Origin of the sequence: Phenylobacterium sp. (genome assembly GCF_044371015.1) — a bacterium.
Lineage (GTDB): Bacteria > Pseudomonadota > Alphaproteobacteria > Caulobacterales > Caulobacteraceae > Phenylobacterium.
Genome location: NZ_JBILUK010000025.1, coordinates 1 through 23,156 on the forward strand (window position 1 = coordinate 1; position 23,156 = coordinate 23,156).

Here is a 23,156-nt window from a genome sequence, read left to right on the forward strand (position 1 = left end):
GTCTCGCCCGCCGAGGCGCAGGCCCTGCTCGACGAGGCGAAGGTGGCGCTCACCGGCCACATGAAGCCCGCCTACGAACGGCTGATCGGCTGGGCGGAGGGCGACGTCGCCCAGGCCCCGTCCGGCAAGGTCGGCGCGCTTACGCTCCCCGACGGGCTGGCCTGGTATAAGGCGGCGCTCAAGCTGCAGACTACGCTCGATCTCACCGCTGATGAGGTCCACCGGCTCGGCCTAACCGAAGTGGCGCGCGTCCAGGCTGAGCAGGATGCGCTGGCCCGCACGGCGGGGTTCAAGGACGCCTCAGCCTTCTATGCGGAGTTGGCCCGGCTGGATCCCCCGCAGCCCTACACCGACCAGACCCGCGTCGAGATCCTGGCCTATTCGAACCGTCTGGTGAGCATGGCGCGAGACCGGCTGCCGGTGATGTTCAACCGCCTGCCGGCCTACGCCATGGAGGTCATCCGCGAGCCCGCGTTCAGCGAAGTGGCCGGCGGTGCGGCGCATGCCAGCGGACCCAGTCCTGACGGCGCCCGGCCGGGCCGGGTCTATCTGCACATGCTGGGTGACACACCACGCCGCGCGGGCCTCGCCAGTCTGATGTGTCATGAGGCGGCGCCGGGCCATCTGATGCAGGGCGATATCCGCGTGCGCCAAGAGCGGGTCCCGCTCTACCGCCTCGCCTATCGCAACGCCGCCTTCAACGAGGGCTGGGGCCTTTATTCCGAGTTGCTCTGCAAGGAGATGGGCGTCTATCCCGACATCGCCTCGGACTTCATGCGGCTCGACGCCGAGTTGTTCCGCGCCGCCCGTCTTGTCGTCGACACTGGTCTCCACGCCAAGGGCTGGACCGAAGATCAGGCCTTCGCCTACCTGGTTCAGACGGGTCGCAGGCCCGAGCAGCAGGCGCGCGCCGAGGCCCGCCGCTACATCCTCAACCCCGGCCAGGCGACGGCCTACAAGATCGGCATGATCCGCATCCTGGCCCTGCGCGCCGAGGCTGAGGCGGCGCTGGGGCCGAAGTTCGACGTCAAGGCCTTCAACGACATGCTGATCGGCGCAGGCTCCCTTCCGCTCTCGGTGCTCGACCGCCGTGTGCGCGACTGGATCGCCGAGCGGAAGGCGGCCTAGTTGCGCGTCGGAATCATCACCGGCAAGGTCTCGTAGCCTTTCACGAACACCGAGTGCGTACGTTGCGGCTCCCGGGTCAGGCGCACCTCGGGGAAGCGCTTCAGGATTTCTTCCCAGATGATGGTGAGCTGCAGTTCGGCCAGACGATTGCCCACGCAGCGATGGATGCCGAACCCGAACGATAGATGGTTCCGAGGCCTCTCGCGGTCGATGACATAGGCGTTCGGGTTCTCGATCTGGGCGTCGTCGCGGTTGCCCGAGACGTACCACATGACCACCGTATCGCCTTTGCGGATGGTCTTGCCGCCCAGTTCGATATCCCGCGTGGCGGTGCGCGACATGTGGGCCAGAGGCGTCTGCCAGCGGATCGTCTCCGACACCATGCTGGGGATCAGACCGGGATTGGCGCGCAGCTTGTCGTACTGGTCGGGGTTCTTGTTCAGCGCATACACCGAGCCGGAGATGGTGTTCCGCGTGGTGTCGTTGCCACCGATGATCAACAGAACGACGTTGGAGTGGAAGTCGCGACGACCCAGATTCCGAGTGGCCTCGTTGTGCGCCATCATTGAGACGAGGTCGAACCGCGGCTCGGCGTCGACCCGTTCGTCCCACAGCACGTCGAACGCGGCGAAGCAGGCGTCCGCCTCCTCGCGCTTGTGTTCCCAGCTCTTGGCCGGGCCATGGCCGGGCGCATTGGTGAACATGTCCGACCAGAAGGTCAGCTCGCGCCGGCGCTCCTGGGGATAGTCGAACAGGGTGGCGAGAGTCATCGCCGTAAGTTCCTTGGAGACGAGATCGACCCAGTCGAACTCCTGCCCGATCGGAAGTCCGTCGAGGATCGCGCCAGCCCGCTCGCGGATCAGAGGGCCAAGGATCTGGAGATTGTGCGGCGCCACCGCCGGGCTCACCGCCTTGCGCTGCACGTCGTGGCCTGGCGGATCCATTCCGATGAAGGACGAGCCGCGTGGCCGCTTGTCGCTCTCGATCTTCGCCTCGCGGGTCTGGATCGCGATGCCGTCGGCGGAAGAGAACGCGTCATGGTTGGTGTCCACCGCCATGATGTCCTGGTAGCGGCTGACCGACCAGAAGCCGTCATAGACGTTGTTGGGCGGACTCCAGTGGACGGGCGCCTCGCGCCGCAGCCGCTCGAAGATCGGCCACATGGCGTCCTGCTCGAAAAGCGTGGCCTGGGCCGGATTCAGCGCCTCGATCGGCGTGGCCCAGGCGTCTGCGGCGGCGGCCTGTTTGAAGTCGACCGATGCGTCATCCATGGCGTGTCCTCCGGGCGTCTCATGCGCCCTGAGGCAGTGGACCCCAGGTGGGCGGTCCTCGGCAAGAGATTTGCGAACGCGCCGGGCCCTCCTTTCGGGACTCGGGGTCTCTTCGCCGCTTGACCCTGATCAAGGCGCCGCTCGTTCCAAGGCCCGAGATTCAAGCGCGTCAGAGTATGGAGTGCATCGATGAAAGACGTTCTGTTTCAAGTCACCAGCTACCCCGACCCGACGCCGTCAGAGGCCATCGATCAGGCGGTGCGGTTCGCCGCCGCGACCTCGGTCGGACTGACCGCGCTCGCGGTGCAGGTCGAGCTGAAGACCTCGAGCAACTGGCTGGCGAACCAGATGATCAACCTGAGTGCGATGTGCGCCGAGCAGGAGGCCCGGAGCCTTGAAGCCTGCCGTCACGCACTGGATCATTTCACCGCCGCATGCGCGGCCAGCAAGGTGAGCGGCGCGACCCTCCTGACGCAGACGGATTACTATGCCGTCGGCGAACATGTCGCCCGGCACGCCCGGACCCGGGATCTCTGCCTGGTCCCTTGGGCCGGTCCGATGGACGGCCAGCGCACGGTCGCCGAAACGGTTGTCTTCGAGTCCGGCCGGCCGGTGCTGTTGTTCCGACCCGGCGTGGCGGATCTGCCCGCCGACGGCTTCGGCGACGTCGTGGTGGCCTGGGACGGTGGTCGCGCCGCCGCCCGCGCGCTCGCCGATGCGCTGCCGCTGCTGGAGGCCGCAAGACGGGTGCGGGTTCTGACGATCGTCAACGAGAAGGCCGGGGCGCATCCAAAGCTAGGCGCGGACGTGGTGCGTCATCTGGACGCGCACGGTGTTGCTGCGGTCGCCGAAGAGGTCGACGCAGCCGGCCGCAAGGCTGGCCGTGTGCTCTCCGATCACCTGGCGGCGAATCCAACCGATCTCCTGGTCATGGGCGCCTATGGCCACACCCGCTTCCGCGAGTTCCTGCTTGGCGGGGCGACGGAGCACATGTTGCATGACCCCGCTATGCCCATATTCATGTCTCATTAGATCCGCGTCCGATCAGACGGATTCAATCTGATCGTGAAGACGAGGCTCGAGTCCTTGATCCGACGCGCCATCCCGCCGCTGAACCGGTTTCCACTTCGGCGGATGGCGCTTTGTGCGGATGGCCGCCGCCGGGCGCGATCAGGCGGCGACGCCGAACAACAGCCCGACCCCCGCGGTGAGCGCCATTGCAGCGGCGCCCCAGAAGGTCACGCGCGCCACGCCCTTGAACACCGAGGCGCCGCCGACCTTGGCCCCCAGGGCGCCGAGGATCGCCAGGAACAGGATCGAAGCGGCCGAGACGGCCGGCGTGATTGCGGCCTGAGGCGCGAGCGTCGCCGTCACGAGCGGGAGCGTCGCTCCGGCGGCGAACGTCATCGCCGAGGTGAGCGCGGCCTGGATGGGTCGGGCTGTGGTGAACTCAGAGATTCCGAGTTCGTCACGCGCGTGCGCGCCCAGCGCATCCTTCGCCATCAGTTGCGCGGCGACCTGTCGGGCCAAGCCTCGTTCCACTCCCCGGGCCGCGTAGAGTCCCGCAAGTTCTTCAATCTCGAGCTCCGGTTGGGTGGCCAACTCCTGCCGCTCGCGCGCCAGGTCGGCGCCCTCGGTGTCGGACTGAGAGCTGACCGAGACATACTCTCCAGCCGCCATCGACATGGCGCCGGCGACCAGGCCCGCCAGCCCCGCCACCAGGATTTCGTTACGGCCCTGGGATGCGGCGGCGACGCCGACAATCAGGCTGGCCGTCGATACGATGCCGTCGTTGGCTCCAAGAACCGCGGCGCGCAGCCAGCCAATCCGTTGGACCAGGTGCTTTTCAGCGTGCAGTCGGCTCATTGGTCCACTCTCCAGCCCCCTACCCGGCTGTTCGAGCGCGGATGTCGCAGCGGCGGCCGAAGTCTAGCTGATGCGGAGCGAATTGTCGGCCAAGGCTCCATATCTTGGCGCCTTAAGGCGCTTTCGCCTGATCGCATCGTGCTGTGGCGGCCGCTTGCCGGCGTAAATCCGGGTTGTTGCTGCTGGGTGCGCCAGAACCTGTCGATCGGTGATAAGTTGACGCTGCCGTCACGATTGGGCATCGGAGAGACATGAGCGGATCGCGGGTAGTGATCGTGGGCGCGGGCCATGCCGGGGGCACGGCGGCCGCGCTGTTGCGCCAGTATGGCTATGAAGGCGCCATCACGCTCATCGGGGATGAACCGATCCCGCCGTATCAGAGGCCGCCGCTCTCCAAGGCCTGGCTCAAGGGTGAGGCGGACGCGGACTCTCTCGCTCTCAAGCCGATCGAGTTCTATGCGGAAGCGGGAATCGACTTCCGGCCGAGCGTGACCGTTACTGCTCTCGATCGCGGGGCCAAAACCGTGGCCCTCTCCGATGGCGCGAGCCTGGTTTACGACCATCTGATCCTGGCGACCGGCGCCCGCGCGATCGCCCTCCCAATCGAGGGTAAGGATCTCGCCGGCATCCTTTTCCTGCGCACCGCCGCCGACGCCGAGGCGCTCAAAGCTCAGGTCGGTCCCGGCAAGACCCTGGTGGTGGTCGGCGGCGGCTATATCGGCCTTGAAGTCGCCGCGTCCGGTCGCGCGCTCGGCGCGGCGGTGACGGTGGTCGAGCGCGAGGCGCGCCTGCTGGCTCGCGTCGCCTGCGAACAGCTCTCCGATTTCTTCCAGGCCCGGCACGAGGCCGAGGGCGTCGGCTTCGTGCTCGGGGCGACTGTCACCGGTTTTGAGGGCGCCGACGGCCGCGTCTCCGGCGTAAGACTGGACGATGGTCGCCTTCTCGCCTGCGATGCGGTGGTTGTCGGAGTCGGCGCTGCGCCCAACGATGAGCTCGCCAAGTCGGCGGGGCTGGAGTGCGCCAGGGGCGTGGTGGTCGATCTGGATGCGCGGAGCGTCACTGACCCCGCGGTCTTCGCCATCGGCGACGTGGCCTGCCGGCCGATGCCGATCTACGATCGCATGTTCCGCATGGAAAGCGTGCCCAACGCGCTTGAGCAGGCCAAACAGGCCGCCAGCGCCATCACCGGCCGCCCACGGCCGGCGGGGGAATGCCCCTGGCAATGGTCCGATCAGTACGACGTGAAACTGCAGATCGCCGGCTACGCCTTCGAGGTCGATCAGATCATCACCCGGGGCGATCCGGCCAGCGGCCGCTTCGCATTGTTCCATCTCCAGGGCGACCGGGTGCAGGCGGTGGAGGCGATCAATTCGCCGCCGGAGTTCATGATGGGTAAGACCCTGATCCTTAACCGCACGCCCGTCGATAAGGCGAAGCTTGCGAACCCGTCCATTTCCATGAAAGAGGTCGCCGCCTGAGAATGCGGCGCGCAGAGGGGCGTATGGCCAAGATCATCTATATCGAACACGACGGCACTGAGCACGCGCTGGAGGTCAAGACTGGCCTCTCGGTGATGGAAGGCGCTGTGAAGAACAACGTGCCCGGCATCGACGCCGATTGCGGCGGGGCCTGCGCCTGCGCCACGTGCCACGTCTATGTGGACGACGCGTGGCTCTCCAAGACCGGGACCAAGTCGGCCATGGAGGAGTCGATGCTCGACTTCGCCGAGGGCGTGGAGCCCAACAGCCGCCTCGCCTGCCAGATCAAGGTCACCGACGCTTTGGATGGCCTGGTCGTGCGGATGCCGGAAAGCCAGCACTAGGCTCCGGGGCGGTAGCCGCTGGCGCCGCCCGTATGATACCTGTCCGTAACAGCTCCGTAGGGGGCGGGGAGGACAGCATGCCCAGTTTCGACACCGGCCGCGGGGTCGTCGTCACAGATGCGCGCGGCCAGCGCGTTCATCGCGATGTCGTGGCCCACACCGAGCGGCTCGCGCGGACCTTCTATGAGGTCGCGCCGGGTGTCTGGTCGTTTGTCGGAAACGGGCTCTCCAACCAGTCCTTCATCGAGGGGCCGGACGGGATCATCGCCATCGATACCGGCGAGTGCATCGAGGAGATGCGCGAAGCGCTGACCGAACTGCGTCAACGCACCGCCAAACCGATCGTAGCTGTGCTCTACACCCACTTCCACTATGTCGGCGGCACCCGGGCGGTGTTCGATGAAGCGGGTGGTCCCGTGCCCATCTACGGCCATGAGGGCATCCCGGGAAACCTCGCGCGGGTGACGAGCGAGGTCCAGCCAGCCTACGCCAGCGGCATCGCCCATCAGTTCGGCATGCGCATGCCGACGGAAGGGCCGGACGGCGTCGTCAATGTGGGGCTGGGGCTCTTCTTCCGGAATCCCGGCCACGCCCCCTTCACGCCGGGCTATATCGATCCCACCGAGCCGCTGCGGGGCGGTGAATCGCTCAGGATCGCCGGTCTCACGGTCGAGGTGACCCACGCGCCTTCGGACGCCGACGACTCGGTGACCTTCTGGTTCCCGGACCTGGGCGTGGCGGTGAACAATCTCGTCTGGCCGACTCTGTTCAACATCTTCGCCATCCGCGGCGAGGCCTATCGCGATCCTCAGATCCTGCTGCGCGGGATCGACCACCTGATTGGGCTCTCGCCGGCGCACCTGCTGGGCGCGCACGGCGCGCCGCTGACTGGAAGGGATGAGATCCGCGCGAGGGTCACCCGCTATCGCGACTCGATCCAGTTCCTCTGGGACCAGACTGTGCGGGGCATGAACCGGGGCCTTACCTCCGACCAGATGGCGGCGTCGATCCGCCTGCCCAAGGTCTTCGAGACCGACAGCCTTACGCGCGAATTCTACGGCGTGGCCGAGCACCATGTCCGCCAGATCGCCATGGGTGTGCGGGGCTGGTTCGATGGAGACCCCGCCAAACTGTTCCCGCTGGCGCCCGCTGAGCGCGCCGCTCGGCTGGTGCGGGGACTTGGCGGCGCCGAGTCCGTTCGCAATCAGGTGGCCGAGGCGCGTGGTGCGGAGGATCTGCGCTGGGGCCTGGAGCTGGCCGCGTGGCTTGTCGCCCGTCCCGACGCCGAGGCGCAGGATCGCGAGCTCCTGGCGGCCGTCCTGCGGGACATCGCCCAGCGCACCACCGCCGCCAACATCCGCAATTGGTGCCTTACCCGGGCCCGGGACCTCGACGGATCAACCGATCTCTCCCGAATGCGCGAGCACCGGCTTCGGGCAGGTTCGCTCGCCGCCATGCGTCCTGCCGAGGCTCTTTCGCTGCTTCGGGTGATGCTCGACCCGGCGCGCGCCGAGGGCCTGGATCACCACCTGGCGTTCCGGTTTGCCGAGGGCGAGACCGTTGGACTGCACCTGCGCAACGGCATCTCGGCCGTGACCGACGGCCTGAGCGCGACGGCGACGATCACGCTCGCCTATGCCGATCTGGTGCGCGTCCTGGCGGGCCCCGAGACGCTCGGAAGCCTGCTGGCCACCGGCGCGGCGACGATCGCGGGCGATGCCGCGGCCGCCCGTGCGGGGTTGGCCTGTTTTGACGTGGCGGGCTTTGCGGCCTGATGGCGCTCGCCTGACGCCGCGTCCGCCCCTCAGGTTGCCTTGAGATAGCGGGAAGGATTGAGCGATGGCCGGACGTGTCGCGGGCAAGGTGGCCCTGGTTACAGGCGGGTCTTCGGGCCTTGGCGCAGAGTCGGCCCGACGGCTGGCGCGAGAGGGCGCTAGCATCGTCCTGACCGACCTCGCAGAGGCCGAGGGCCACGCTGTGGCCGACGGCATCGCGGCCGAAGGCCACGTCGCGGTGTTCCTTACCCAGGATGTCACAGACGAATCTCGCTGGGCTGAGGTGGTCGGGGAGACGATCCGGCGGTTCGGGCGCATCGACGTTCTGGTCAACAGCGCCGGTATCGCCGAGGGCGGCGGGCCGCTGCTTGAGGCGACCTACGAGGCCTTCCGGCGGATGATCGCCATCAACCTCGACGGCACGTTCCTGGGCATGAGGGCGGTGGCGCCTGGGATGGCGGCCCAGGGCTCCGGCTCGATCATCAACCTCTCATCGATCCTCGGGAAGGTCGGGCTGGCGGGCGCGCCGGCCTACTGCGCTTCCAAGGGCGGCGTCCTCATGCTCACCAAGTCTTCCGCGCTTGAACTTGCGCCGCTAGGTGTGCGTGTGAATTCCGTGCATCCGGGCTTCATCGACACCCCGATGGTCTCAGGCGCCATCCAACGCTCCGAAAACGGCAATGAAATGCGTGAGATGATCATCTCGCGGCACGCGATGGGACGGCTCGGCGCGCCGCGCGAGATCGCCGACGGAATCGTGTTCCTGGCCTCGGACGAGTCCAGCTTCATGACCGGCGCCGAGCTGGTGATCGATGGGGGCTACACCGCAATCTGAAGGTTTGTCCGCGGATGTGGGCGCTGTTTCAGCTCCGAAAACGCCACAGATTCAAATGGGCTCTAGGTGCGCGGCTCGGCGTCAAACTCGGCGACCTCGGTCAGCAGCGATGCGGCGGCCAGCTTGACCAGTTCGCCGCCCTTCTCCGGAGTGGCCAGCGCCGGGTCTGAACCCATTCGGCCGTCGGCGTAACGGGCGCGAAAGTCGCCGGCCTCACGGATCGGACCGGTCGGCGCGATCTGAGGGGCGTAGTTGGCGGTCTTGATGGCGTCGGGATAGGCCCACTGGGTGACCGCGATCTCCGAAGGTGTGGCGTGGCTTCCGTGTCCCACCGGGAACTGCCGCGCGGCAAGCGCTCCGACGCCTTTCAACTCCCACCAGTTCTTCAACTTGCAAGCAAAGCCTCGCCGTCGCCCGGCATAGCTGGACTCGGCGTAGAGTTCGGAAAACGCGGCCTCAATGGTGGCGACGTTGCCGCCGTGGCCATTGAGAAAGAACATCCGCTCGAAGCCGGCGTGGGCCAGGCTGCGACACCAGTCGCCGATAGCCAGCATGAAGGTCGACGGGCGGAGTGCGATCGTACCCGGGAAATCCAGGTGGTGCTGGGCCATGCCGATGTTGAACGTCGGGCCGATCAGGATGTCGCCGGTTCTGTGCGCCTCATGCGCGATAATCTCCGGACACAACCAGTCGGTGCCGAGCAGGCCGGTCGGGCCGTGCTGCTCATTAGACCCGATGGGAATCACCACGGTCTTGGAGTGGGTAAGCCGAGCTTCGATCTCAGCCCAGGTGGATAGATGCAGCAGCATGGCGACTCCAGGCGTCAGGGGCGCGAGGCGGCCATCTCCACCCCGAGGTCGCGGGCCCTGAGGCCCACCAGCCGCCAGCCGCCATCGCCACGGCCAAAGGTCAAGAGGCAGTCGCCTCCGACGAGCGACCCGCCAAGACAGGCGCGGTTGGTTCCCAGCGCCCGCATGTGACCTCGCAGGTCGGTTTCGGCCTGCGCTTCCGCCGCGACACGACGGACCGCCTGAGGGCTGATCATGCGATCCAAGGCGAACTCCGAGGGGCCGCCGTCGACCTCAAGCGCCGAAGCCCGGGCGGCCGAGACCAACTGGCGGCGCACATCCTCGCGCAGGGCGGCGCGATCTATGCCAGCCTCGAACGCCGCTCGGTCGCCGTCCCGCGCTGCGTCCAGCAGACGGTCGGCTGCCGCAACGGCGCCGGACGGCGCGGTGCCGCCGCAGCCCGCGAGCAGCAGGCCGCCGGCTAAGACCAGCGATATGGATCGAATGAGCCGCATTCCGGAGCGCCTACTGGCAGGCGAGGCATTCCTCGTAATCGGTCCGGCCCTCGGCATGAATCTGCACCTGGGCCTCCTCGCCGCCTGCGTGGCTGGCCCTCTGCACAGACTTAGAGCGCAGATAATAGAGGCTCTTGCAGCCCCGCTCCCACGCCGTCCAGTGCAGCATGTGAAGATCCCACTTATCGACATCTCCAGGCAGGAAGATGTTGACCGACTGGCTCTGGCAGATGTCGGGCGTGCGATCGGCGGCCAGCTCCACTACCCAGCGCTGATCGATCTCGAAGGCGGTCTTGAAGACATCCTTCTCGTCCTGGGTCAGCACATCAAGATGCTGCACTGATCCCTCATTGGCCAGGATGGAGTCCCAGACGCCCGGCGTGTTGGCGCCCTTCTCATCGAGCAGCCGTTCCAGGAAAGGGTTCTTCACCGCGAAGGTCCCAGACAGCGTCTTGTGGCTGTAGATATTGGCCGGGATCGGCTCGATGCCGGCCGAGGTGCCGCCGCAGATGATCGAGATCGAGGCGGTCGGCGCGATCGCCAGCTTATGGGAGAACCGCTCCATCACCCCGCGCTCGGCCGCGTCCGGGCAGGCGCCGCGCTCGGCCGCCAGTTTGCGTGAGGCGGCGTCGCACTGGCGGCGCAGGGTCTTGAAGAGCCGCATGTTCCAGCTCTTGGCCATGGCGCTCTCGAAAGGCACGTTCTGGCTCTGCAGGAACGAATGGAAGCCCATCAGGCCCAGGCCGACCGAACGCTCACGCCGGGCCGCATAGGCCGCGTGCTTCATCTCGGGCGGCGCGCGCTGGATGAAGTCCTCCAGCACGTTGTCGAGGAAGCGCATGACGTCCTCAATGAAGGTCGGATGATCGCGCCATTCCAGGAACGTCTCGGCGTTGACCGACGACAGGCAGCAGACCGCCGTCCGCTCCTCGCCGCGATGGTCCTTGCCGGTGTGGAGCATAATCTCCGAGCAGAGGTTTGACTGGCGCACCGAAAGGCCCAGGTCGCGCTGGTGGGCCGGCATGGCGCGGTTCACGGTATCGGAGAAGATCAGATAGGGCTCGCCGGTCTGTAGGCGGATCTCCAGGATCTTCTGCCAGAGCGAGCGGGCGTCGACCTCCTTGATCACTTCCTGGTTCTTGGGACTGCGCAGGCCGAACATGGCCCCGTCGCGCACCGCTTCCATGAATTCGTCGGTGATGTTCAGGCCGTGATGGAGGTTCAGGCTCTTACGATTGAAGTCGCCTGAAGGTTTGCGGATCTCCAGGAACTCCTCGATCTCCGGGTGGTGGATGTCGAGATAGACCGCCGCCGACCCGCGCCGCAGGGAGCCCTGACTGATCGCCAGAGTGAGCGAATCCATCACCCGAATGAAAGGGATGATGCCGCTGGTCTGGCCGGCGCCTTTCACCTTCTCGCCGATAGAACGCACGCCGCCCCAATAGGTGCCGATACCGCCGCCATTGGAGGCCAGGGCCACGTTTTCGTTCCACACGCCGACGATGCCTTCGAGGCTGTCGGGGACGGCGTTCAGGAAGCAGGAGATCGGCAGGCCCCGGTCCGCGCCGCCGTTCGACAGCACCGGCGTAGCCGGCATGAACCAGAGGTTGGAGACGTAATCATAGATGCGCTGGGCGTGTTCGGCGTCATCGGCGAAGGCCGTCGCCACCCGGGCGAACATGTCCTGATAGCTCTCGCCCGCCAGCAGATAGCGATCCTCCAGCGTGGTCTTGCCGAAGTCGGTCAGAAGCGCATCGCGCGAGCGGTCGACCTCGACCTTCCGGACCAGCTGCAGCTGCGGTCGGTCCCGCCGTTCGACGAACCGCCCCGACGTCTCGGCAATCCCTACCTTGGCCGCTTCACTCATCTCGTCCCGAACCCGCCTGCCAAAGGAGCGCCATCTTCGGTCTGCTCCTTGCCCCTAGATGTTGTGCCGCCCCACCCCGAACAGCCCACATATGGGGACACTGGTCCTAATGACTCGTCAATGAGGCGGCCGGACCGTCCCCGGGTTTTTTCGCTAATGAGAGGTTAACGCCCAGGGTGCGCCCGAGGGGGCGGACGCGCCAGCGGCGCCTCGCTCACGACACTGTGATGAGAGTCAATCGTTCGCCGACGGCGTGAACAACAGCTTGTCGATGCGGCGGCCGTCCATATCGACTACTTCCACGCGCCAGCTTCCGATGACCAGTCGCACCCCTTCCTCCGGCAGGCGCCCCAGGTGGTTGAGCACCAGTCCGGCGGCGGTGTGGAAGCTTCCCGCGTCAAACGCCTCGTCCAGAGCGTCGGAGAGCTCCAGCAAATCGGTCTTACCGTCCACCAGATACGACCCGTCCTCCCGACGGATCATAGCCGCGCCGGGCGCATCATGTGATTCGGGGAAGTCGCCGGCGATCATCTCCAGCAGGTCCGTCGGCGTCAGCAGGCCCTCCAGCCCGCCGAATTCGTCGACGACAAAGGCGACATGATGTGGCGAGCTGCGGAGCTGCTCCATGGCCTGCAGCAGCGAGGTCGTCTCGGGTATGTAAAGCGGCGCCTTGGCCAGCTTTCGCAGGTCGAGCGGCTCGCCCGAAAGCAGCACATCGGCCACGTCGCGCTTGTGCACCACCCCCAGCGGATCGTCGAAGTTCTGGCCGTTGATCGCGACGAAGCGCGAATAGGGGCAAGCGCGGACTTCGCCCAGGATGACGTCCTCCGGATCGTCCAGCGCCACCCAGTAAACCTCCGTGCGCGGCGTCATCGCTACGCGGACGGACCGGTCGCCGAGCCGCATGATCTCCTGCATCATGGCCTGCTCCTTCGGCTCGATGACGCCGGCGCCGGCGCCCTCGGCCAGCACCGTCTCGACCTCCTCCTGGGTTACGGCGGTGCCGTCGTTGTCGCGGACCCGCATCAAGGCCAAGACGCCCGCCGTAGACACGGTCAGCAGCGTGACGAACGGCCCCATGGCGCGCGCCATCAGCGACAGCGGCGCCGCCACGACGCTGGCGATGCGCTCGGGGTGGATCAGGGCCAGACGCTTGGGGACCAACTCGCCCAGGATCAAGGACACATAGGTGAGGCCCACAACCACCAGACCGGTGGCGATCTGTTCCGACCACGGCGCGATCAGCGCTATGGCCTCCAACCGGTGATCCAGCTCCATCGCGATAGTCGCTTGGCCATAGGCGCCCGCGAGAATTCCGATCAGCGTGATGCCCACCTGGACGGCGGACAGAAACCGCGTTGGGTCTTCCGACAGGCGAAGCGCGGCCTGGGCGCCGCGATCACCACGCTCGGCCCGGTTCTGAAGTTTGGCGCGCCGCGCCGAAACGACGGCCATCTCGGACATGGCGAAAAGACCGTTCAGCAGCACAAGAAACAGAACGACGACGATGGCGAGGAGCAGCATCTGAGTTGTGGGTTCCGCGAGGCCCAACCGGCCCCGATCTGAACCTAGCCGGTATCGCACCGGCTGCGAAGAAAGCGCGCATCTTCAGATCCGCCGCGCTTGTCCGGACCATCGAACGTTGCGCCCGGAGCGCGGCGGGGGCTAGATCGCGTCATGCGCGCGGTCTTGATCCTTTGCTCGGTCCTGTGTCTGGCGCTGGCCGGCTGCGATCAACCCAAGTGGCGCGGCGACGGCCCGGCGCCCGGCGCCGCGCCCCAGGCGGTGACAGCCGCGGCGTCGACGGTTGCGCCAACGCGTCCTGTTGATCCCGGCCCGACGCCAGCGCCGCCGCCCTGGGCGCAGGGGCTGGTCGGCAAGCCGCTGCGCGAGGCGTTCCCGGGAACCGGCGTGTGCAAGGGTAACACCGACATCATCGAGAAAACCTATGCCGGCTCCCCGGCTGGCGTCCGGATCCACGGCTGGGGCTGGGATGTCGCGGCCAAGACGCGGGTGGCGCGCATCCTTCTGGTCGACGCTGACGCCCGTATCGTCGGAGCTGGCGAGGGCGGCGCATCGCGACCGGACGTGACCGCCGCCGTCCCCGAGGTCACCGATGGCCAGACCGGCTGGAACGCCGACCTCGCGCGAACCTCCGGCGTGGTGGACACATTTGGCGTTGTGGGCGGCGGCAAGGCCGTCTGCGTCCTCGGCCGCATGGCGTTCTGAGGCGATGACCGCCCCGCCCAGCCTCAATCGGCCGCCCTGGCTGATGGCCGGGCTGTTCGCCACGATCGTGACTTTGCTCGTGGTCTTGCCGGTTTGGCCGGGGTTTTTTTCCTACGACAGTCTGTTGGCCTGGGAACAGGCGGTGCACGGGGTCCGGATCGGGCTGTGGCCGCCGTTGCACACCTATCTGTTTCAGCTGAGCCAGGGCGCCGGCGCTGGCCCCGGGGGCCTGTTGGCGGCGCAGGTCTTCCTGCTGGTGTTGGGCGCGGTGGTGGTCATAAGGATGTTGGTGCCCAGCCGCACTCTGGGATGGCTGCTGGTGCTGCTGTTCGTTGCAGCCCAGGTCTGGTTCCCCACCTTGCTGGGCGCGCTGATCGTGCAGTGGCGCGACGTCCCCACCGCAAGCTTCGCGGTGCTCGCCTTGGCCTTGGCTCTGGCCGGCGCGCGGTCAAGATCCGGCGTCCTTGTCGCCATCGCCGTGCTGGTCGCCTGCCTGTCGGTGGGACTGCGCTACAACGCCCTGCTGCTCGTCGCGCCTCTGTTGGCGCTGATGGTCTGGCGGCCGTTCCTGGGCGACCGGGCCGGGCGTGGGGTGCGCGTCCTGGTGGTTGTCGCGCTGGCGACCGGGCTTGGGCTGGCCTGGGCCTCGACCAAGTGGCGGCTGCCCGACGGCATGGCCCTGCCCAATCCCGGCAACTTCAGCGGCACGCAGCTGTTCGACGTGATCGGCGTCTCGGCCTGTTCGGGTCGGGTGTTTGTCCCGGCCGCGGTGACGGGCGGCCAACCTGTGAGCGTCGCGCAACTGCGCCAGGCCTATGACCCCCGCCACCTGCACCACACGCTGGCGCCCCGGCCGGGCGCGCCCGTGTTGGTTGAGACCGACGGCGGAGGGGCTGTCGCCGACGCCTGGCGACAGGCGGTGGTGGGCGAGCCTCGCTGCTATCTGGAGCATCGCGCGGCTGTCTTCGCTGAACAGATGGGCATGATGAAGACCGGCGTCTTCTATTCGACTCACGGGGGTATCGACACCAATGGCTTGGGCTTGGCGCTGTCGCGGCCAGACCAGGCCGAGCAGGTTCGGACCTATGTGGTGCGGAATGCCGACGACACGTGGCGGCGGTCCTGGCTAATCTACGTCGCGGCGATCCTGCTGGTCGGACTGTCGGTGATGCGGGATCGCCGGTTAGCGCCTGTGTTGGGCGCCATGACCGCGGGCGCGGTCGCCTATGCCGGGATTTTGTTCCTGGTCGCGCCGGCGGCCGACGCTCGCTACATTTTTCCCTCAAGCATCCTGGCGTTGCTGGCTGGACTGGCCGCGTTGGGGGTGCTGGCCAGTCCGGTGGCGAGCGCCACCAAGGGCGCCCGATGACCCCGCGCCGCCGCGAGGGTCGCCGGCTGAGTCTCATCATTCCGATGCATGACGAGGCCCCTATGCTGCCGGTGCTGTTCGACCGGCTGGATGAGGCGTTGGGCGGGCTGGGCGTGGCCCTGGAAATCGTCTGCGTCGATGACGGCAGCCGGGACGGCACCTGGTCGGCGCTCGCCGAGCGGGCGGTCTCCGACCCGCGCCTTAAGCTGATCCGGCTGTCGCGCAATTTCGGCAAGGAGGCCGCGCTCACCGCCGGGCTTGACGCGGCGGGCGGGGACATGGTGGTGCCGCTCGACGCCGATCTGCAGGACCCGCCTGAGTTGATCAGCGAGTTCGTCACGCTGTGGGAGCAGGGCTACGACGTGGTCTATGGCGTGCGCGCCGACCGCTCCGCCGACACCCGGGCGAAGCGCTGGAGCGCAGGGCTGTTCTACGACCTCTTCAACCGCCTTTCCGATCAGCCGATCCCAGCCTCGACCGGCGACTTCCGGCTTATGGACCGCGTTGTGGTCGAGGCTCTCAAGGCGCTGCCCGAGCGCAACCGGTTCATGAAAGGTCTGTTCGCCTGGGTCGGCTTCCGACAGGTCGGCGTGCCCTACGTCCGCCCGGTCCGGACGGCGGGAACCACCTCGTGGCGGTATCGCCGGCTGTTCCGGTTCGCGCTCGACGGCATGACCTCGTTCTCGACGCGGCCTCTGCGGATCTGGACGACGGTGGGGGTGGTCGCTGCGATCCTGGCGCTGGCGGCGGCGGCGGTGATTGTCGTCCGGGTGCTGGTGGTCGGGCGCGACGTGCCGGGCTACGCCTCGCTGATGGTGGTGATCCTCTTCGCCTTCGCCCTGCAGATGATCGCGCTTGGCGTGCTCGGAGAATACATCGGGCGAATGTATCAGGAGGTGAAGGGCCGACCTGTTTATCTCATCTCCGACCGCCGCGGGTTCGACGCCTAGCCCATGGAGCCCGCCGTTTATGCGCGCATGGCCGCACAGGAGGCCGAGCACTGGTGGTTCGCCGGCCGCCGGGCGATCCTGGCCGCCGAGATCGCCCGCCTTGGCCTGCCCGCGGGCGCGCGCATCCTGGAGGTCGGCTGTGGAACGGGTGGAAACCTCGACATGCTGGCGGCTTTCGGCGATGTCACGGCGGTGGAGCCCGATGACGGCGCCCGCGCCCGCGCCAACGCACGGAAGGTCGCCACCGTGGTCGATGGCCGCTTGCCCGAGAGCTTGCCAAGCACGCCCGAGAGCTTCGACCTGATCTGCGCCTTCGACGTGATCGAACACGTGGACGATGACCGCGCCGCCGTGGCCGCCCTGGCCGACCGGCTGGCGCCCGGCGGGTTCCTTGTCGCCACGGTCCCGGGCCACGCCTGGATGTGGAGCGGCCATGACGCCGAGCATCATCACAAGCGTCGCTATGCGATGACCGAGTTTCGGCGGCTATTCGAGGGCCTAGTGCTTCGCCGAGCTACCTGGTTCAACACCTTGCTGTTCCCGCCGATCGCCGCGCTTCGCCTGCTGGGCCAGGCGCTGGGCCGGGAGGGCGGCGACGACGGCCTACCGCCCCCGGCGATCAATGGTCTCCTTCGCACAGTGTTCGCGGCTGAGGCGGGACTGCTTGCGGCCACCAACCTGCCGTTCGGCGTCTCGATCCTGCTGATCGCACGGAAGCCCGCATGAGCCACGATCTGCTGCGCCAGATCCCGGTTTTCGGACTGGTCGGGCTGGCATCGACCGCCACCCATGTGGGCGGCGCGCTGGCGGCGCGGATCGGCCTAGACCTCACGCCGCTCGCCGCCAACTTCGCGGGCTATCTCTGCGCGGTTTGCGTTTCCTATCTCGGCAACGCCTGGCTGACCTTTCGACGGCCGGCGGCGCATGCGCGCCAGGCGCTGCGGTTCTTCATGGTCTCCCTGGCGGGGCTGGCGCTGGGCCAGGGTCTGACCTGGGTGCTGACCGGTCCGCTCGGATGGCCGTTCGCGATGGCCCTGGCTGTGGTGGTTCTGGCGGTGGCGGCGCTGTCGTTCACGCTCTCGCGTCTATGGGCATTTCGCTCGGACCGTTGATCCCGGCTGGGCAGATCCCCACATCTGTCCGGTCCGGAAGGGCCGCGCCGATTTCGGGCGGTCCGCCCGGCGAGTCGCTGCTTCAAGGACTCTGACCGATGAACCGAGGACCCGTTTTCGATAGTCCCTTCCTGCTGGGCTTCGAGCATACCCGCGCCCTGATCGAGCGCGCCGCTAAGGCGGCCGCCGAGAGCTATCCGCCCTACAATGTGGAAGACCTGGGCGAAGGCAGCCTGCGCATCACACTGGCCGTTGCGGGCTTCTCGCCCGATCAGCTCTCGGTGACCGTCGAGGACCGCCAGCTCACCGTCAGCGGCCGCCGCGACAGCGGTGTGGGCAAGACCGAGGACGCCTTCCTGCATCGAGGCATCGCCGCCCGAGGCTTCATCCGCAGCTTCGTTCTCGCCGACGGCATGGTGGTGGATGGCGCCCGCCTTGAGCACGGCCTGCTGCACATCGACCTAGTCCGGCCAACGGCCGAGGCGCGGGTCCAGACGATCCCGATCCGTACGGCCGGCTGAAATCAGCGGCCTTTCAACACCAAGGAGGTGGTCATGAAGACGCCTGTGCTTTCGATGGAAGCGTTCGCCGCGCTGGGCGGCCCGCACCTTGTCTATGTCCGGCCGGTGAAGGCCGCCGAGATTATCGCCGCGACGCCGCCTGACCAGCTGGCCGAGTTCGAGCTCGATCCCACCCAATTGCTCTATGCCGTCCACCGCGCCGACGGCGCCCGGCTGGCGGTGCTGGCCGATCAGGCTTCGGCGGTCGCCGCGGCGCTGGCGCATGAACTGGCGCCCGTGTCTGTTCACTGATCGCCGTTCCGTGACGACAGGGTTGCGGGGCGCCGCGCTCAGCGCATAGTGACGCCCAAGGCGGAGCCGTGATCAGCATCCGCCATTGGGAGCGAAATCATGCGCATTGTCCGCTTGGGTCTGGCCCTCGCCGTCGCCGGCACGCTCGGTTTAGGCCTCGCCGCCTGCCAGAAGCCCGCCGGCGACGTGGACACAGCGCGCCTGCTTGCGGCCGCGTCCAACGCGGAGTGGCTGTCCTACGGCAAGGACTATTCCGAACAGCGGTTCTCACCGCTGGACCAGATCAACACCGAGACGGTGAAGGACCTGGGGCTGGCCTGGTACGCCGACTTCGACACGGATCGGGGCCAGGAAGCCACGCCATTGATGGTGGATGGTGTGCTTTACACCACCACGGCCTGGTCCAAGGTCTACGCCTTCGACGCCAAGACAGGTGAGAAGAAGTGGAGCTTTGATCCGAAGGTCGACCCGGCTAAGGGCTTCGACGCCTGCTGCGACGTGGTCAACCGGGGCGTGGCGATCTGGAAAGGCAAGGTCTACGTCGGCACGCTCGATGGACGTCTGATCGCGCTCAATGCCAAGGACGGCTCGGTCGCCTGGTCTGTGCAGACCACCGACAACTCCAAGCCCTACACGATCACCGGCGCGCCTCGCGTGGTGAAGGACAAGGTGCTGATCGGCAACGGCGGCGCCGAATACGGCGTGCGCGGCTATATCACCGCCTATGACGCGGCCACCGGCAAACAGGTCTGGCGCTTCTTCACCGTACCCAATCCCACCGGCGCCCCGGACGGCGCGGCCTCCGACAAGGTACTGGCCGAAAAGGCCAACGCCACTTGGTCGGACGGGGCCTGGAAGGAGAGCGGCGGCGGCGGCACGGCCTGGGACGCCATGGCCTACGATCCCGAGCTCGACCTCATGTACTTCGGGATCGGCAATGGGAATCCCTGGAACCATATGAAGCGGTCGGGCGGGAAGGGCGACAACCTGTTCCTGTCGTCGATCCTGGCGCTGAAGCCCGACACCGGCGAGTACGTCTGGCACTATCAGACCACGCCCGGCGAGAGCTGGGACTACACCGCCACTCAGCACATCATGCTGGCCGATCTGAAGATTGGCGGCCAGGACCGCAAGGTGCTGATGCAGGCCCCGAAGAACGGATTCTTCTACGTGCTCGACCGGGCGACGGGACAGCTGATCTCGGCCGAGCCGTTCGCGCCGATCACCTGGGCGACCAAGGTGGACCTCAAGACGGGTCGCCCGGTCGAGGTCCCCGGCGCGCGCTACGAAACCAGTCCGGCCACTATCCAGCCGGGGCCGCTCGGCTCGCACAACTGGCATCCGATGGCGTTCAACCCCAAGGCCGGCTTGGTCTACATACCGGCCCAGGTCGCAGCCAGCGTCTATGGCGACCAGAAGGTCTACAAGCACAGGCAAGGCGCGGTGAACGTGGGGATCGATGGCCTGCTCACAGGGCTCCCGACGGAAAAGGCGCAGATGGCGGCCATCAAGGCGACGGTCTCGGGCAAGCTCGTCGCCTGGGATCCTGTGGCGCAGAAGGCGCGTTGGACAGTCGATCATCCCTATTTCTGGAACGCCGGAATTCTCTCGACGGGCGGTGGCCTCGTGTTCCAGGGCGCGGCGGTGGGCGGGTTTACCGCCTATGATGCATCGTCCGGTGCGAAACTCTGGTCTTTCAAGACGCAGAACGGCGTGGTGGCCCCCGCATCGACCTACGAGATCGACGGCGAGCAGTATGTCGCCCTGATGGTTGGCTATGGCGGCGCTGGCGCCACCTTCGCCAGCGCCCTCAACGGTGATCCTGTTCGCATGCCCGGCCGGCTGATGGTGTTCAAGCTCGGCGGCAAGGCGGTGGCTCCGGAATACAAGATCCCGCCGATGCCCAAGCTCGAGCTGGCTGGTGTCTCCTCTGCGGGCGATCCCAAGGCCGGCTTCGCCGTGTTCCAGGACAACTGCGTGGGCTGCCACGGCGGCAGCGCCTCAGGAGGCTATCTGGCGGATCTCACGAATTCGCAGATGCTTCGCGCCGAGGCGGACTTCAAGTCGGTGGTGATCGACGGCGCCCTTAAGTCCAGGGGCATGGTCAGCTTTGCGAAGTACATGTCGCCGAAGGACGCCGAGGACATCCGCGCCTATCTCATCACCCTGGCCCGGGCCAAGCAGGCGCAGGACGCTTCGGAATCGACCGGGGGGCGGTAGGGTGCGAGACGCCGCTTGAGCCCGGACCCTTGCCGCCCTACCTTGCAAGGTGGCGGGTCCTGCTGCGGCTCTCGTCGAAGGCGATCAAATTCCAGCGACCTTAATTCACTCATCGGGAGCTGTCCCTGCCGGGGATCGTGGTCCTCGGCACTACGGCGCCCACCTGGTCAAGCCAGGTCGAGGGAATTGCACAGTCCTTCACGGCTCTTGCGGCGCCGCCACCCTCCCCGGATGGCGATCTTGAACGATAAGGCGGAACTTCGCGCCCGGATGCGGAGACTGCGAAAGCGCCTGGCGGCCGAGAGCCCTGACGCTGGGTCGCGGCTGGCGGCCCACCTGCCTGAAGGCCTGATCCCCGCCGACGCCGTGGTGGCGCTGTATCTGCCGATAGGCGCCGAGATCGATCCGGGCTCCTTGGCGCAAGCCGGCCAGACAGTTCTGTATCCGGTCATATTGGAGCCCGACGCCCCGATGATCTTCCGCGCCGACGCGATGAGCCCGCCCCTGCGCCCCGATGTGATCTTCGCACCGCTTATCGCCTTTGACCGGCAGGGCGGCCGGCTGGGGCAGGGCGGCGGGCACTATGACCGAACACTGGCGGCGCTTCGGGCCGGAGGGACGGTGCGGGTGATCGGCGTGGCCTATGCAGGCCAGGAGGTCCCGCGTGTTCCGGCTGAGCCGCATGACATGGCGTTGGACGCTATTCTCACCGAGACGGGCTTCATCCGGGTCGATAAGGAGGCGCCATGAGGTTCGCCTTCTTTGGAGACGTTGTCGGCCGTTCAGGCCGTGATGCGCTCAGCCTCCACCTGCCGGGGCTGAAGCGCCGGCTGGGGCTGGAGTTCGTGGTGATCAACGCCGAGAACGCCGCCGCCGGTTTCGGGATCACCGAAAGCACGGCCAAGGAGTTGTTCGAGGCCGGCGCCGACTGTCTCACGCTGGGCAACCATGCCTGGGACCAGAAGGAAGCCCTGACCTATATCGAGCGCGAACCGCGTCTGATCCGCCCCCTCAACTATCCGCGGCTGGCGCGGCCGCCGGGCCGCGGCGCACAGCTGTTCCAGACCGGTGCGGGCAATAGCGTTCTGGTGATCAACCTGCTGGGCCGGGTTCACATGGATGCGCTGGATGATCCCTTCGCGGCGGTCGACCGAGAGCTCGACGCCGCGCCGCTCGGCGCGGTGGTCGATGCGGTGATCGTCGACATGCACGCCGAGATCACCTCGGAAAAGATGGCCATGGGTCACTTCTGCGACGGTCGCGCCAGCCTGGTGGTTGGCACCCATACCCATGTGCCGACCGCCGACGCTCAGGTGCTGCCCGGCGGCACCGCCTATCAGACCGATGCTGGCGCCTGCGCCGACTACGACAGTGTGATCGGCAACCAGAAGGAAGAGCCGCTCCGGCGGTTCACCACCCGTATCTCGGGCGGCCGCTACAAGCCGGCCGAAGGCCCGGCCACGGTTTGCGGCGTGTTCGTGGAGACCGATCCAAACACCGGGCTGGCGCTTCGAGTGGCGCCGATCCGGGTCGGGGGGCGGCTGTCGCAGACCGTGCCCGAAGTGGAATCGGTTCGGGCCTGAGCCTCAGGCCGCTTCGTTGCGGACGGGGGTGTTCGTACGGGTGGCGACCGCCTGTGCAATGGCGCTGATCAGGCTCGCGGGCTGGATGGGCTTGGGCTGGAAACCGTCAAAGCCGAGGGCCTTGAGCCTCGCCCCCTCGCCAGGCTGAGCGTCGGCGCTGAGCGCGATCACCGGCAGGTCGACTGGACCCGCCTGTCCTTCGCGGATGCGGCCAACGGCTTCGGCGCCGTCCATCACCGGCATGCGCAGGTCCATCAGCACGACGTCGAAGGGTTCGCTGGACAGGCGTTCGAGCGCCTGAGCGCCGTTGGCGGCGGTCTCGACCACGGCCCCGGCGGCCTCCAGAATCGCGCGCGCCACCGCCTGGTTCACCGGGCTGTCATCGGCGACCAGGATGCGCAACGGGGGCAGGGTCTCGTCGGCCTCCTCGCAAACGGCCTCAAGACCGGACTCCGCGGGCGGCAGCGGCAGCTAGACCCGGAAGGTCGAGCCCTGGCCCACCACACTCTCCACGCCGATCTCGCCCCCCATGATCTCCGCTAGCTGGCGGCAGATCGAGAGCCCAAGGCCAGTGCCTCCATAATGGCGGGCAGTAGCCGCGTCGGCCTGGGTATAGGGTCGGAACAGCGACGCCACATGGGTCGGCGACATGCCGATGCCGGTATCGATCACGCGGATCTCGACCCCCGTCATCTTCGCGCTCGGGGCGGTCGACACGCGGACGCGGACCGCGCCCTGTTCGGTGAACTTAAGGGCGTTGGACAGCAGATTGGCCAGCACCTGGCGCACTCGGGTCTCGTCGCCGACGACCCGGTCGGGGGTCGCCGGATCGATCTCGGCGATCAGACTGAGACGTCTGGCGGAAGCGGCCTCGGCCCACAGCTCCACCGCCTGTTCGATCACCGCGCGCAGGTCGAAGGCGGTGGCTTCCAGATCGAGGCGGCCAGCCTCGATTTTGGAGAGGTCGAGAACGTCGTTGAGCATGGCCACCAGGCCGTCGCCCGAGCGGAGCAT

General features: G+C 67.2%; 24 protein-coding genes. 16 read left to right on the forward strand and 8 right to left on the reverse strand.

Going from position 1 to position 23,156, the window contains the following annotated elements:
• A partial coding sequence (locus tag ACIQ3R_RS03880) for a DUF885 domain-containing protein (protein WP_397415319.1) occupies positions 1-1,128 on the forward strand: 1,128 nt, incomplete at its 5' end.
• On the opposite strand, the gene ACIQ3R_RS03885 is transcribed toward ACIQ3R_RS03880, so the two are convergent.
• A complete protein-coding gene (locus ACIQ3R_RS03885; protein WP_397415321.1) occupies positions 1,125-2,399 on the reverse strand; it encodes a cytochrome P450 in 1,275 nt (424 codons plus the stop codon). The genes ACIQ3R_RS03880 and ACIQ3R_RS03885 overlap by 4 nt on opposite strands.
• A gap of 189 nt (positions 2,400-2,588) precedes the next feature.
• Between ACIQ3R_RS03885 and ACIQ3R_RS03890 the strand changes: the two genes are divergently transcribed.
• A complete protein-coding gene (locus ACIQ3R_RS03890) occupies positions 2,589-3,431 on the forward strand; it encodes a universal stress protein (protein WP_397415323.1) in 843 nt (280 codons plus the stop codon).
• Positions 3,432-3,569: 138 nt separating this feature from the next.
• Here ACIQ3R_RS03890 and ACIQ3R_RS03895 read toward each other — a convergent pair whose 3' ends face one another.
• Positions 3,570-4,265, reverse strand: coding sequence for a VIT family protein (locus ACIQ3R_RS03895; protein WP_397415325.1), 696 nt, complete (start codon positions 4,263-4,265; stop codon positions 3,570-3,572).
• A gap of 251 nt (positions 4,266-4,516) precedes the next feature.
• Here ACIQ3R_RS03895 and ACIQ3R_RS03900 point away from each other — a divergent pair, with 251 nt between their 5' ends.
• The 4 genes from ACIQ3R_RS03900 (at position 4,517) to ACIQ3R_RS03915 (ending at position 8,697) form a co-directional block, all read left to right on the forward strand.
• Positions 4,517-5,743, forward strand: coding sequence for an NAD(P)/FAD-dependent oxidoreductase (locus ACIQ3R_RS03900; protein ID WP_397415327.1), 1,227 nt, complete (start codon positions 4,517-4,519; stop codon positions 5,741-5,743).
• A gap of 23 nt (positions 5,744-5,766) precedes the next feature.
• Positions 5,767-6,087, forward strand: coding sequence for a 2Fe-2S iron-sulfur cluster-binding protein (locus ACIQ3R_RS03905; protein WP_397415329.1), 321 nt, complete (start codon positions 5,767-5,769; stop codon positions 6,085-6,087).
• Between the two features lie 77 nt (positions 6,088-6,164).
• Positions 6,165-7,862 (forward strand): alkyl sulfatase dimerization domain-containing protein, encoded by a 1,698-nt coding sequence (locus ACIQ3R_RS03910; protein ID WP_397415331.1) that lies wholly within the window; start codon positions 6,165-6,167, stop codon positions 7,860-7,862.
• A 64-nt stretch (positions 7,863-7,926) separates the two neighbouring features.
• Complete coding sequence (locus ACIQ3R_RS03915; RefSeq protein ID WP_397415333.1) at positions 7,927-8,697, forward strand: SDR family NAD(P)-dependent oxidoreductase; 771 nt, start codon at positions 7,927-7,929, stop codon at positions 8,695-8,697.
• Between the two features lie 62 nt (positions 8,698-8,759).
• Here the strand turns inward: ACIQ3R_RS03915 and ACIQ3R_RS03920 are convergent, their stop codons facing one another.
• The 4 genes from ACIQ3R_RS03920 to ACIQ3R_RS03935 all read right to left on the reverse strand — a co-directional run bounded on the left by ACIQ3R_RS03920 (position 8,760) and on the right by ACIQ3R_RS03935 (position 13,391).
• On the reverse strand, positions 8,760-9,506 hold the full coding sequence (locus tag ACIQ3R_RS03920) for a creatininase family protein (RefSeq protein WP_397415335.1): 747 nt from the start codon (positions 9,504-9,506) through the stop codon (positions 8,760-8,762).
• Between the two features lie 14 nt (positions 9,507-9,520).
• A complete protein-coding gene (locus tag ACIQ3R_RS03925) occupies positions 9,521-10,000 on the reverse strand; it encodes a DUF2939 domain-containing protein (RefSeq protein WP_397415337.1) in 480 nt (159 codons plus the stop codon).
• Between the two features lie 10 nt (positions 10,001-10,010).
• The gene (locus tag ACIQ3R_RS03930; protein WP_397415339.1) at positions 10,011-11,867 is read right to left on the reverse strand and encodes a ribonucleoside-diphosphate reductase subunit alpha; all 1,857 of its coding nucleotides are present in this window, start codon (positions 11,865-11,867) and stop codon (positions 10,011-10,013) included.
• Positions 11,868-12,101: 234 nt separating this feature from the next.
• Complete coding sequence (locus ACIQ3R_RS03935; RefSeq protein WP_397415342.1) at positions 12,102-13,391, reverse strand: hemolysin family protein; 1,290 nt, start codon at positions 13,389-13,391, stop codon at positions 12,102-12,104.
• A gap of 153 nt (positions 13,392-13,544) precedes the next feature.
• Between ACIQ3R_RS03935 and ACIQ3R_RS03940 the strand changes: the two genes are divergently transcribed.
• The 10 genes from ACIQ3R_RS03940 (at position 13,545) to ACIQ3R_RS03985 (ending at position 22,142) form a co-directional block, all read left to right on the forward strand.
• Complete coding sequence (locus tag ACIQ3R_RS03940) at positions 13,545-14,096, forward strand: hypothetical protein (protein WP_397415345.1); 552 nt, start codon at positions 13,545-13,547, stop codon at positions 14,094-14,096.
• A gap of 4 nt (positions 14,097-14,100) precedes the next feature.
• The gene (locus tag ACIQ3R_RS03945) at positions 14,101-15,465 is read left to right on the forward strand and encodes a hypothetical protein (RefSeq protein WP_397415347.1); all 1,365 of its coding nucleotides are present in this window, start codon (positions 14,101-14,103) and stop codon (positions 15,463-15,465) included.
• Positions 15,462-16,415, forward strand: a complete 954-nt coding sequence (locus ACIQ3R_RS03950) for a glycosyltransferase family 2 protein (protein WP_397415349.1) — start codon at positions 15,462-15,464, stop codon at positions 16,413-16,415. The genes ACIQ3R_RS03945 and ACIQ3R_RS03950 overlap by 4 nt, the downstream gene beginning before the upstream one ends.
• 3 nt (positions 16,416-16,418) lie before the next feature.
• Positions 16,419-17,141 (forward strand): class I SAM-dependent methyltransferase, encoded by a 723-nt coding sequence (locus tag ACIQ3R_RS03955; RefSeq protein ID WP_397415352.1) that lies wholly within the window; start codon positions 16,419-16,421, stop codon positions 17,139-17,141.
• Positions 17,138-17,527, forward strand: a complete 390-nt coding sequence (locus ACIQ3R_RS03960) for a GtrA family protein (protein WP_397415354.1) — start codon at positions 17,138-17,140, stop codon at positions 17,525-17,527. The genes ACIQ3R_RS03955 and ACIQ3R_RS03960 overlap by 4 nt, the downstream gene beginning before the upstream one ends.
• A gap of 98 nt (positions 17,528-17,625) precedes the next feature.
• Positions 17,626-18,048: an Hsp20 family protein gene (locus tag ACIQ3R_RS03965; RefSeq protein ID WP_397415356.1), complete on the forward strand. Its 423-nt coding sequence runs from the start codon at positions 17,626-17,628 to the stop codon at positions 18,046-18,048.
• 33 nt (positions 18,049-18,081) lie between these two features.
• On the forward strand, positions 18,082-18,339 hold the full coding sequence (locus ACIQ3R_RS03970; RefSeq protein WP_397415358.1) for a DUF1150 family protein: 258 nt from the start codon (positions 18,082-18,084) through the stop codon (positions 18,337-18,339).
• A gap of 99 nt (positions 18,340-18,438) precedes the next feature.
• Positions 18,439-20,559 carry a PQQ-dependent dehydrogenase, methanol/ethanol family gene (locus ACIQ3R_RS03975; RefSeq protein WP_397415360.1) on the forward strand — a complete coding sequence of 707 codons (2,121 nt, stop codon included), beginning with the start codon at positions 18,439-18,441 and terminating at the stop codon, positions 20,557-20,559.
• 240 nt (positions 20,560-20,799) lie between these two features.
• Positions 20,800-21,309 carry a 5-formyltetrahydrofolate cyclo-ligase gene (locus ACIQ3R_RS03980; protein WP_397415363.1) on the forward strand — a complete coding sequence of 170 codons (510 nt, stop codon included), beginning with the start codon at positions 20,800-20,802 and terminating at the stop codon, positions 21,307-21,309.
• Positions 21,306-22,142, forward strand: coding sequence for a YmdB family metallophosphoesterase (locus ACIQ3R_RS03985; RefSeq protein WP_397415365.1), 837 nt, complete (start codon positions 21,306-21,308; stop codon positions 22,140-22,142). Before ACIQ3R_RS03980 ends, ACIQ3R_RS03985 begins: the two co-directional genes overlap by 4 nt.
• Before the next feature lie 3 nt (positions 22,143-22,145).
• Here ACIQ3R_RS03985 and ACIQ3R_RS03990 read toward each other — a convergent pair whose 3' ends face one another.
• Together ACIQ3R_RS03990 and ACIQ3R_RS03995 are read right to left on the reverse strand one after the other, a co-directional pair.
• Positions 22,146-22,544, reverse strand: a complete 399-nt coding sequence (locus tag ACIQ3R_RS03990; protein ID WP_397415368.1) for a response regulator — start codon at positions 22,542-22,544, stop codon at positions 22,146-22,148.
• A gap of 69 nt (positions 22,545-22,613) precedes the next feature.
• The coding region (locus ACIQ3R_RS03995) for a sensor histidine kinase (protein WP_397415370.1) at positions 22,614-23,156 on the reverse strand (543 nt) is incomplete at its 5' end.

Bases quoted from the DNA above. Each gene is read 5' to 3' on its own strand.
- ACIQ3R_RS03935 (WP_397415342.1), bottom strand. From the start codon at position 13,391: ATGCTGCTCCTCGCCATCGTCGTCGTTCTGTTTCTTGTGCTGCTGAAC.
- ACIQ3R_RS03925 (WP_397415337.1), bottom strand. From the start codon at position 10,000: ATGCGGCTCATTCGATCCATATCGCTGGTCTTAGCCGGCGGCCTGCTG.
- ACIQ3R_RS03910 (WP_397415331.1), top strand. From the start codon at position 6,165: ATGCCCAGTTTCGACACCGGCCGCGGGGTCGTCGTCACAGATGCGCGC.
- ACIQ3R_RS03970 (WP_397415358.1), top strand. From the start codon at position 18,082: ATGAAGACGCCTGTGCTTTCGATGGAAGCGTTCGCCGCGCTGGGCGGC.
- ACIQ3R_RS03965 (WP_397415356.1), top strand. From the start codon at position 17,626: ATGAACCGAGGACCCGTTTTCGATAGTCCCTTCCTGCTGGGCTTCGAG.
- ACIQ3R_RS03940 (WP_397415345.1), top strand. From the start codon at position 13,545: ATGCGCGCGGTCTTGATCCTTTGCTCGGTCCTGTGTCTGGCGCTGGCC.
- ACIQ3R_RS03930 (WP_397415339.1), bottom strand. From the start codon at position 11,867: ATGAGTGAAGCGGCCAAGGTAGGGATTGCCGAGACGTCGGGGCGGTTC.
- ACIQ3R_RS03975 (WP_397415360.1), top strand. From the start codon at position 18,439: ATGCGCATTGTCCGCTTGGGTCTGGCCCTCGCCGTCGCCGGCACGCTC.
- ACIQ3R_RS03915 (WP_397415333.1), top strand. From the start codon at position 7,927: ATGGCCGGACGTGTCGCGGGCAAGGTGGCCCTGGTTACAGGCGGGTCT.
- ACIQ3R_RS03890 (WP_397415323.1), top strand. From the start codon at position 2,589: ATGAAAGACGTTCTGTTTCAAGTCACCAGCTACCCCGACCCGACGCCG.
- ACIQ3R_RS03985 (WP_397415365.1), top strand. From the start codon at position 21,306: ATGAGGTTCGCCTTCTTTGGAGACGTTGTCGGCCGTTCAGGCCGTGAT.
- ACIQ3R_RS03960 (WP_397415354.1), top strand. From the start codon at position 17,138: ATGAGCCACGATCTGCTGCGCCAGATCCCGGTTTTCGGACTGGTCGGG.
- ACIQ3R_RS03955 (WP_397415352.1), top strand. From the start codon at position 16,419: ATGGAGCCCGCCGTTTATGCGCGCATGGCCGCACAGGAGGCCGAGCAC.
- ACIQ3R_RS03950 (WP_397415349.1), top strand. From the start codon at position 15,462: ATGACCCCGCGCCGCCGCGAGGGTCGCCGGCTGAGTCTCATCATTCCG.
- ACIQ3R_RS03885 (WP_397415321.1), bottom strand. From the start codon at position 2,399: ATGGATGACGCATCGGTCGACTTCAAACAGGCCGCCGCCGCAGACGCC.
- ACIQ3R_RS03945 (WP_397415347.1), top strand. From the start codon at position 14,101: ATGACCGCCCCGCCCAGCCTCAATCGGCCGCCCTGGCTGATGGCCGGG.
- ACIQ3R_RS03900 (WP_397415327.1), top strand. From the start codon at position 4,517: ATGAGCGGATCGCGGGTAGTGATCGTGGGCGCGGGCCATGCCGGGGGC.
- ACIQ3R_RS03905 (WP_397415329.1), top strand. From the start codon at position 5,767: ATGGCCAAGATCATCTATATCGAACACGACGGCACTGAGCACGCGCTG.
- ACIQ3R_RS03920 (WP_397415335.1), bottom strand. From the start codon at position 9,506: ATGCTGCTGCATCTATCCACCTGGGCTGAGATCGAAGCTCGGCTTACC.
- ACIQ3R_RS03895 (WP_397415325.1), bottom strand. From the start codon at position 4,265: ATGAGCCGACTGCACGCTGAAAAGCACCTGGTCCAACGGATTGGCTGG.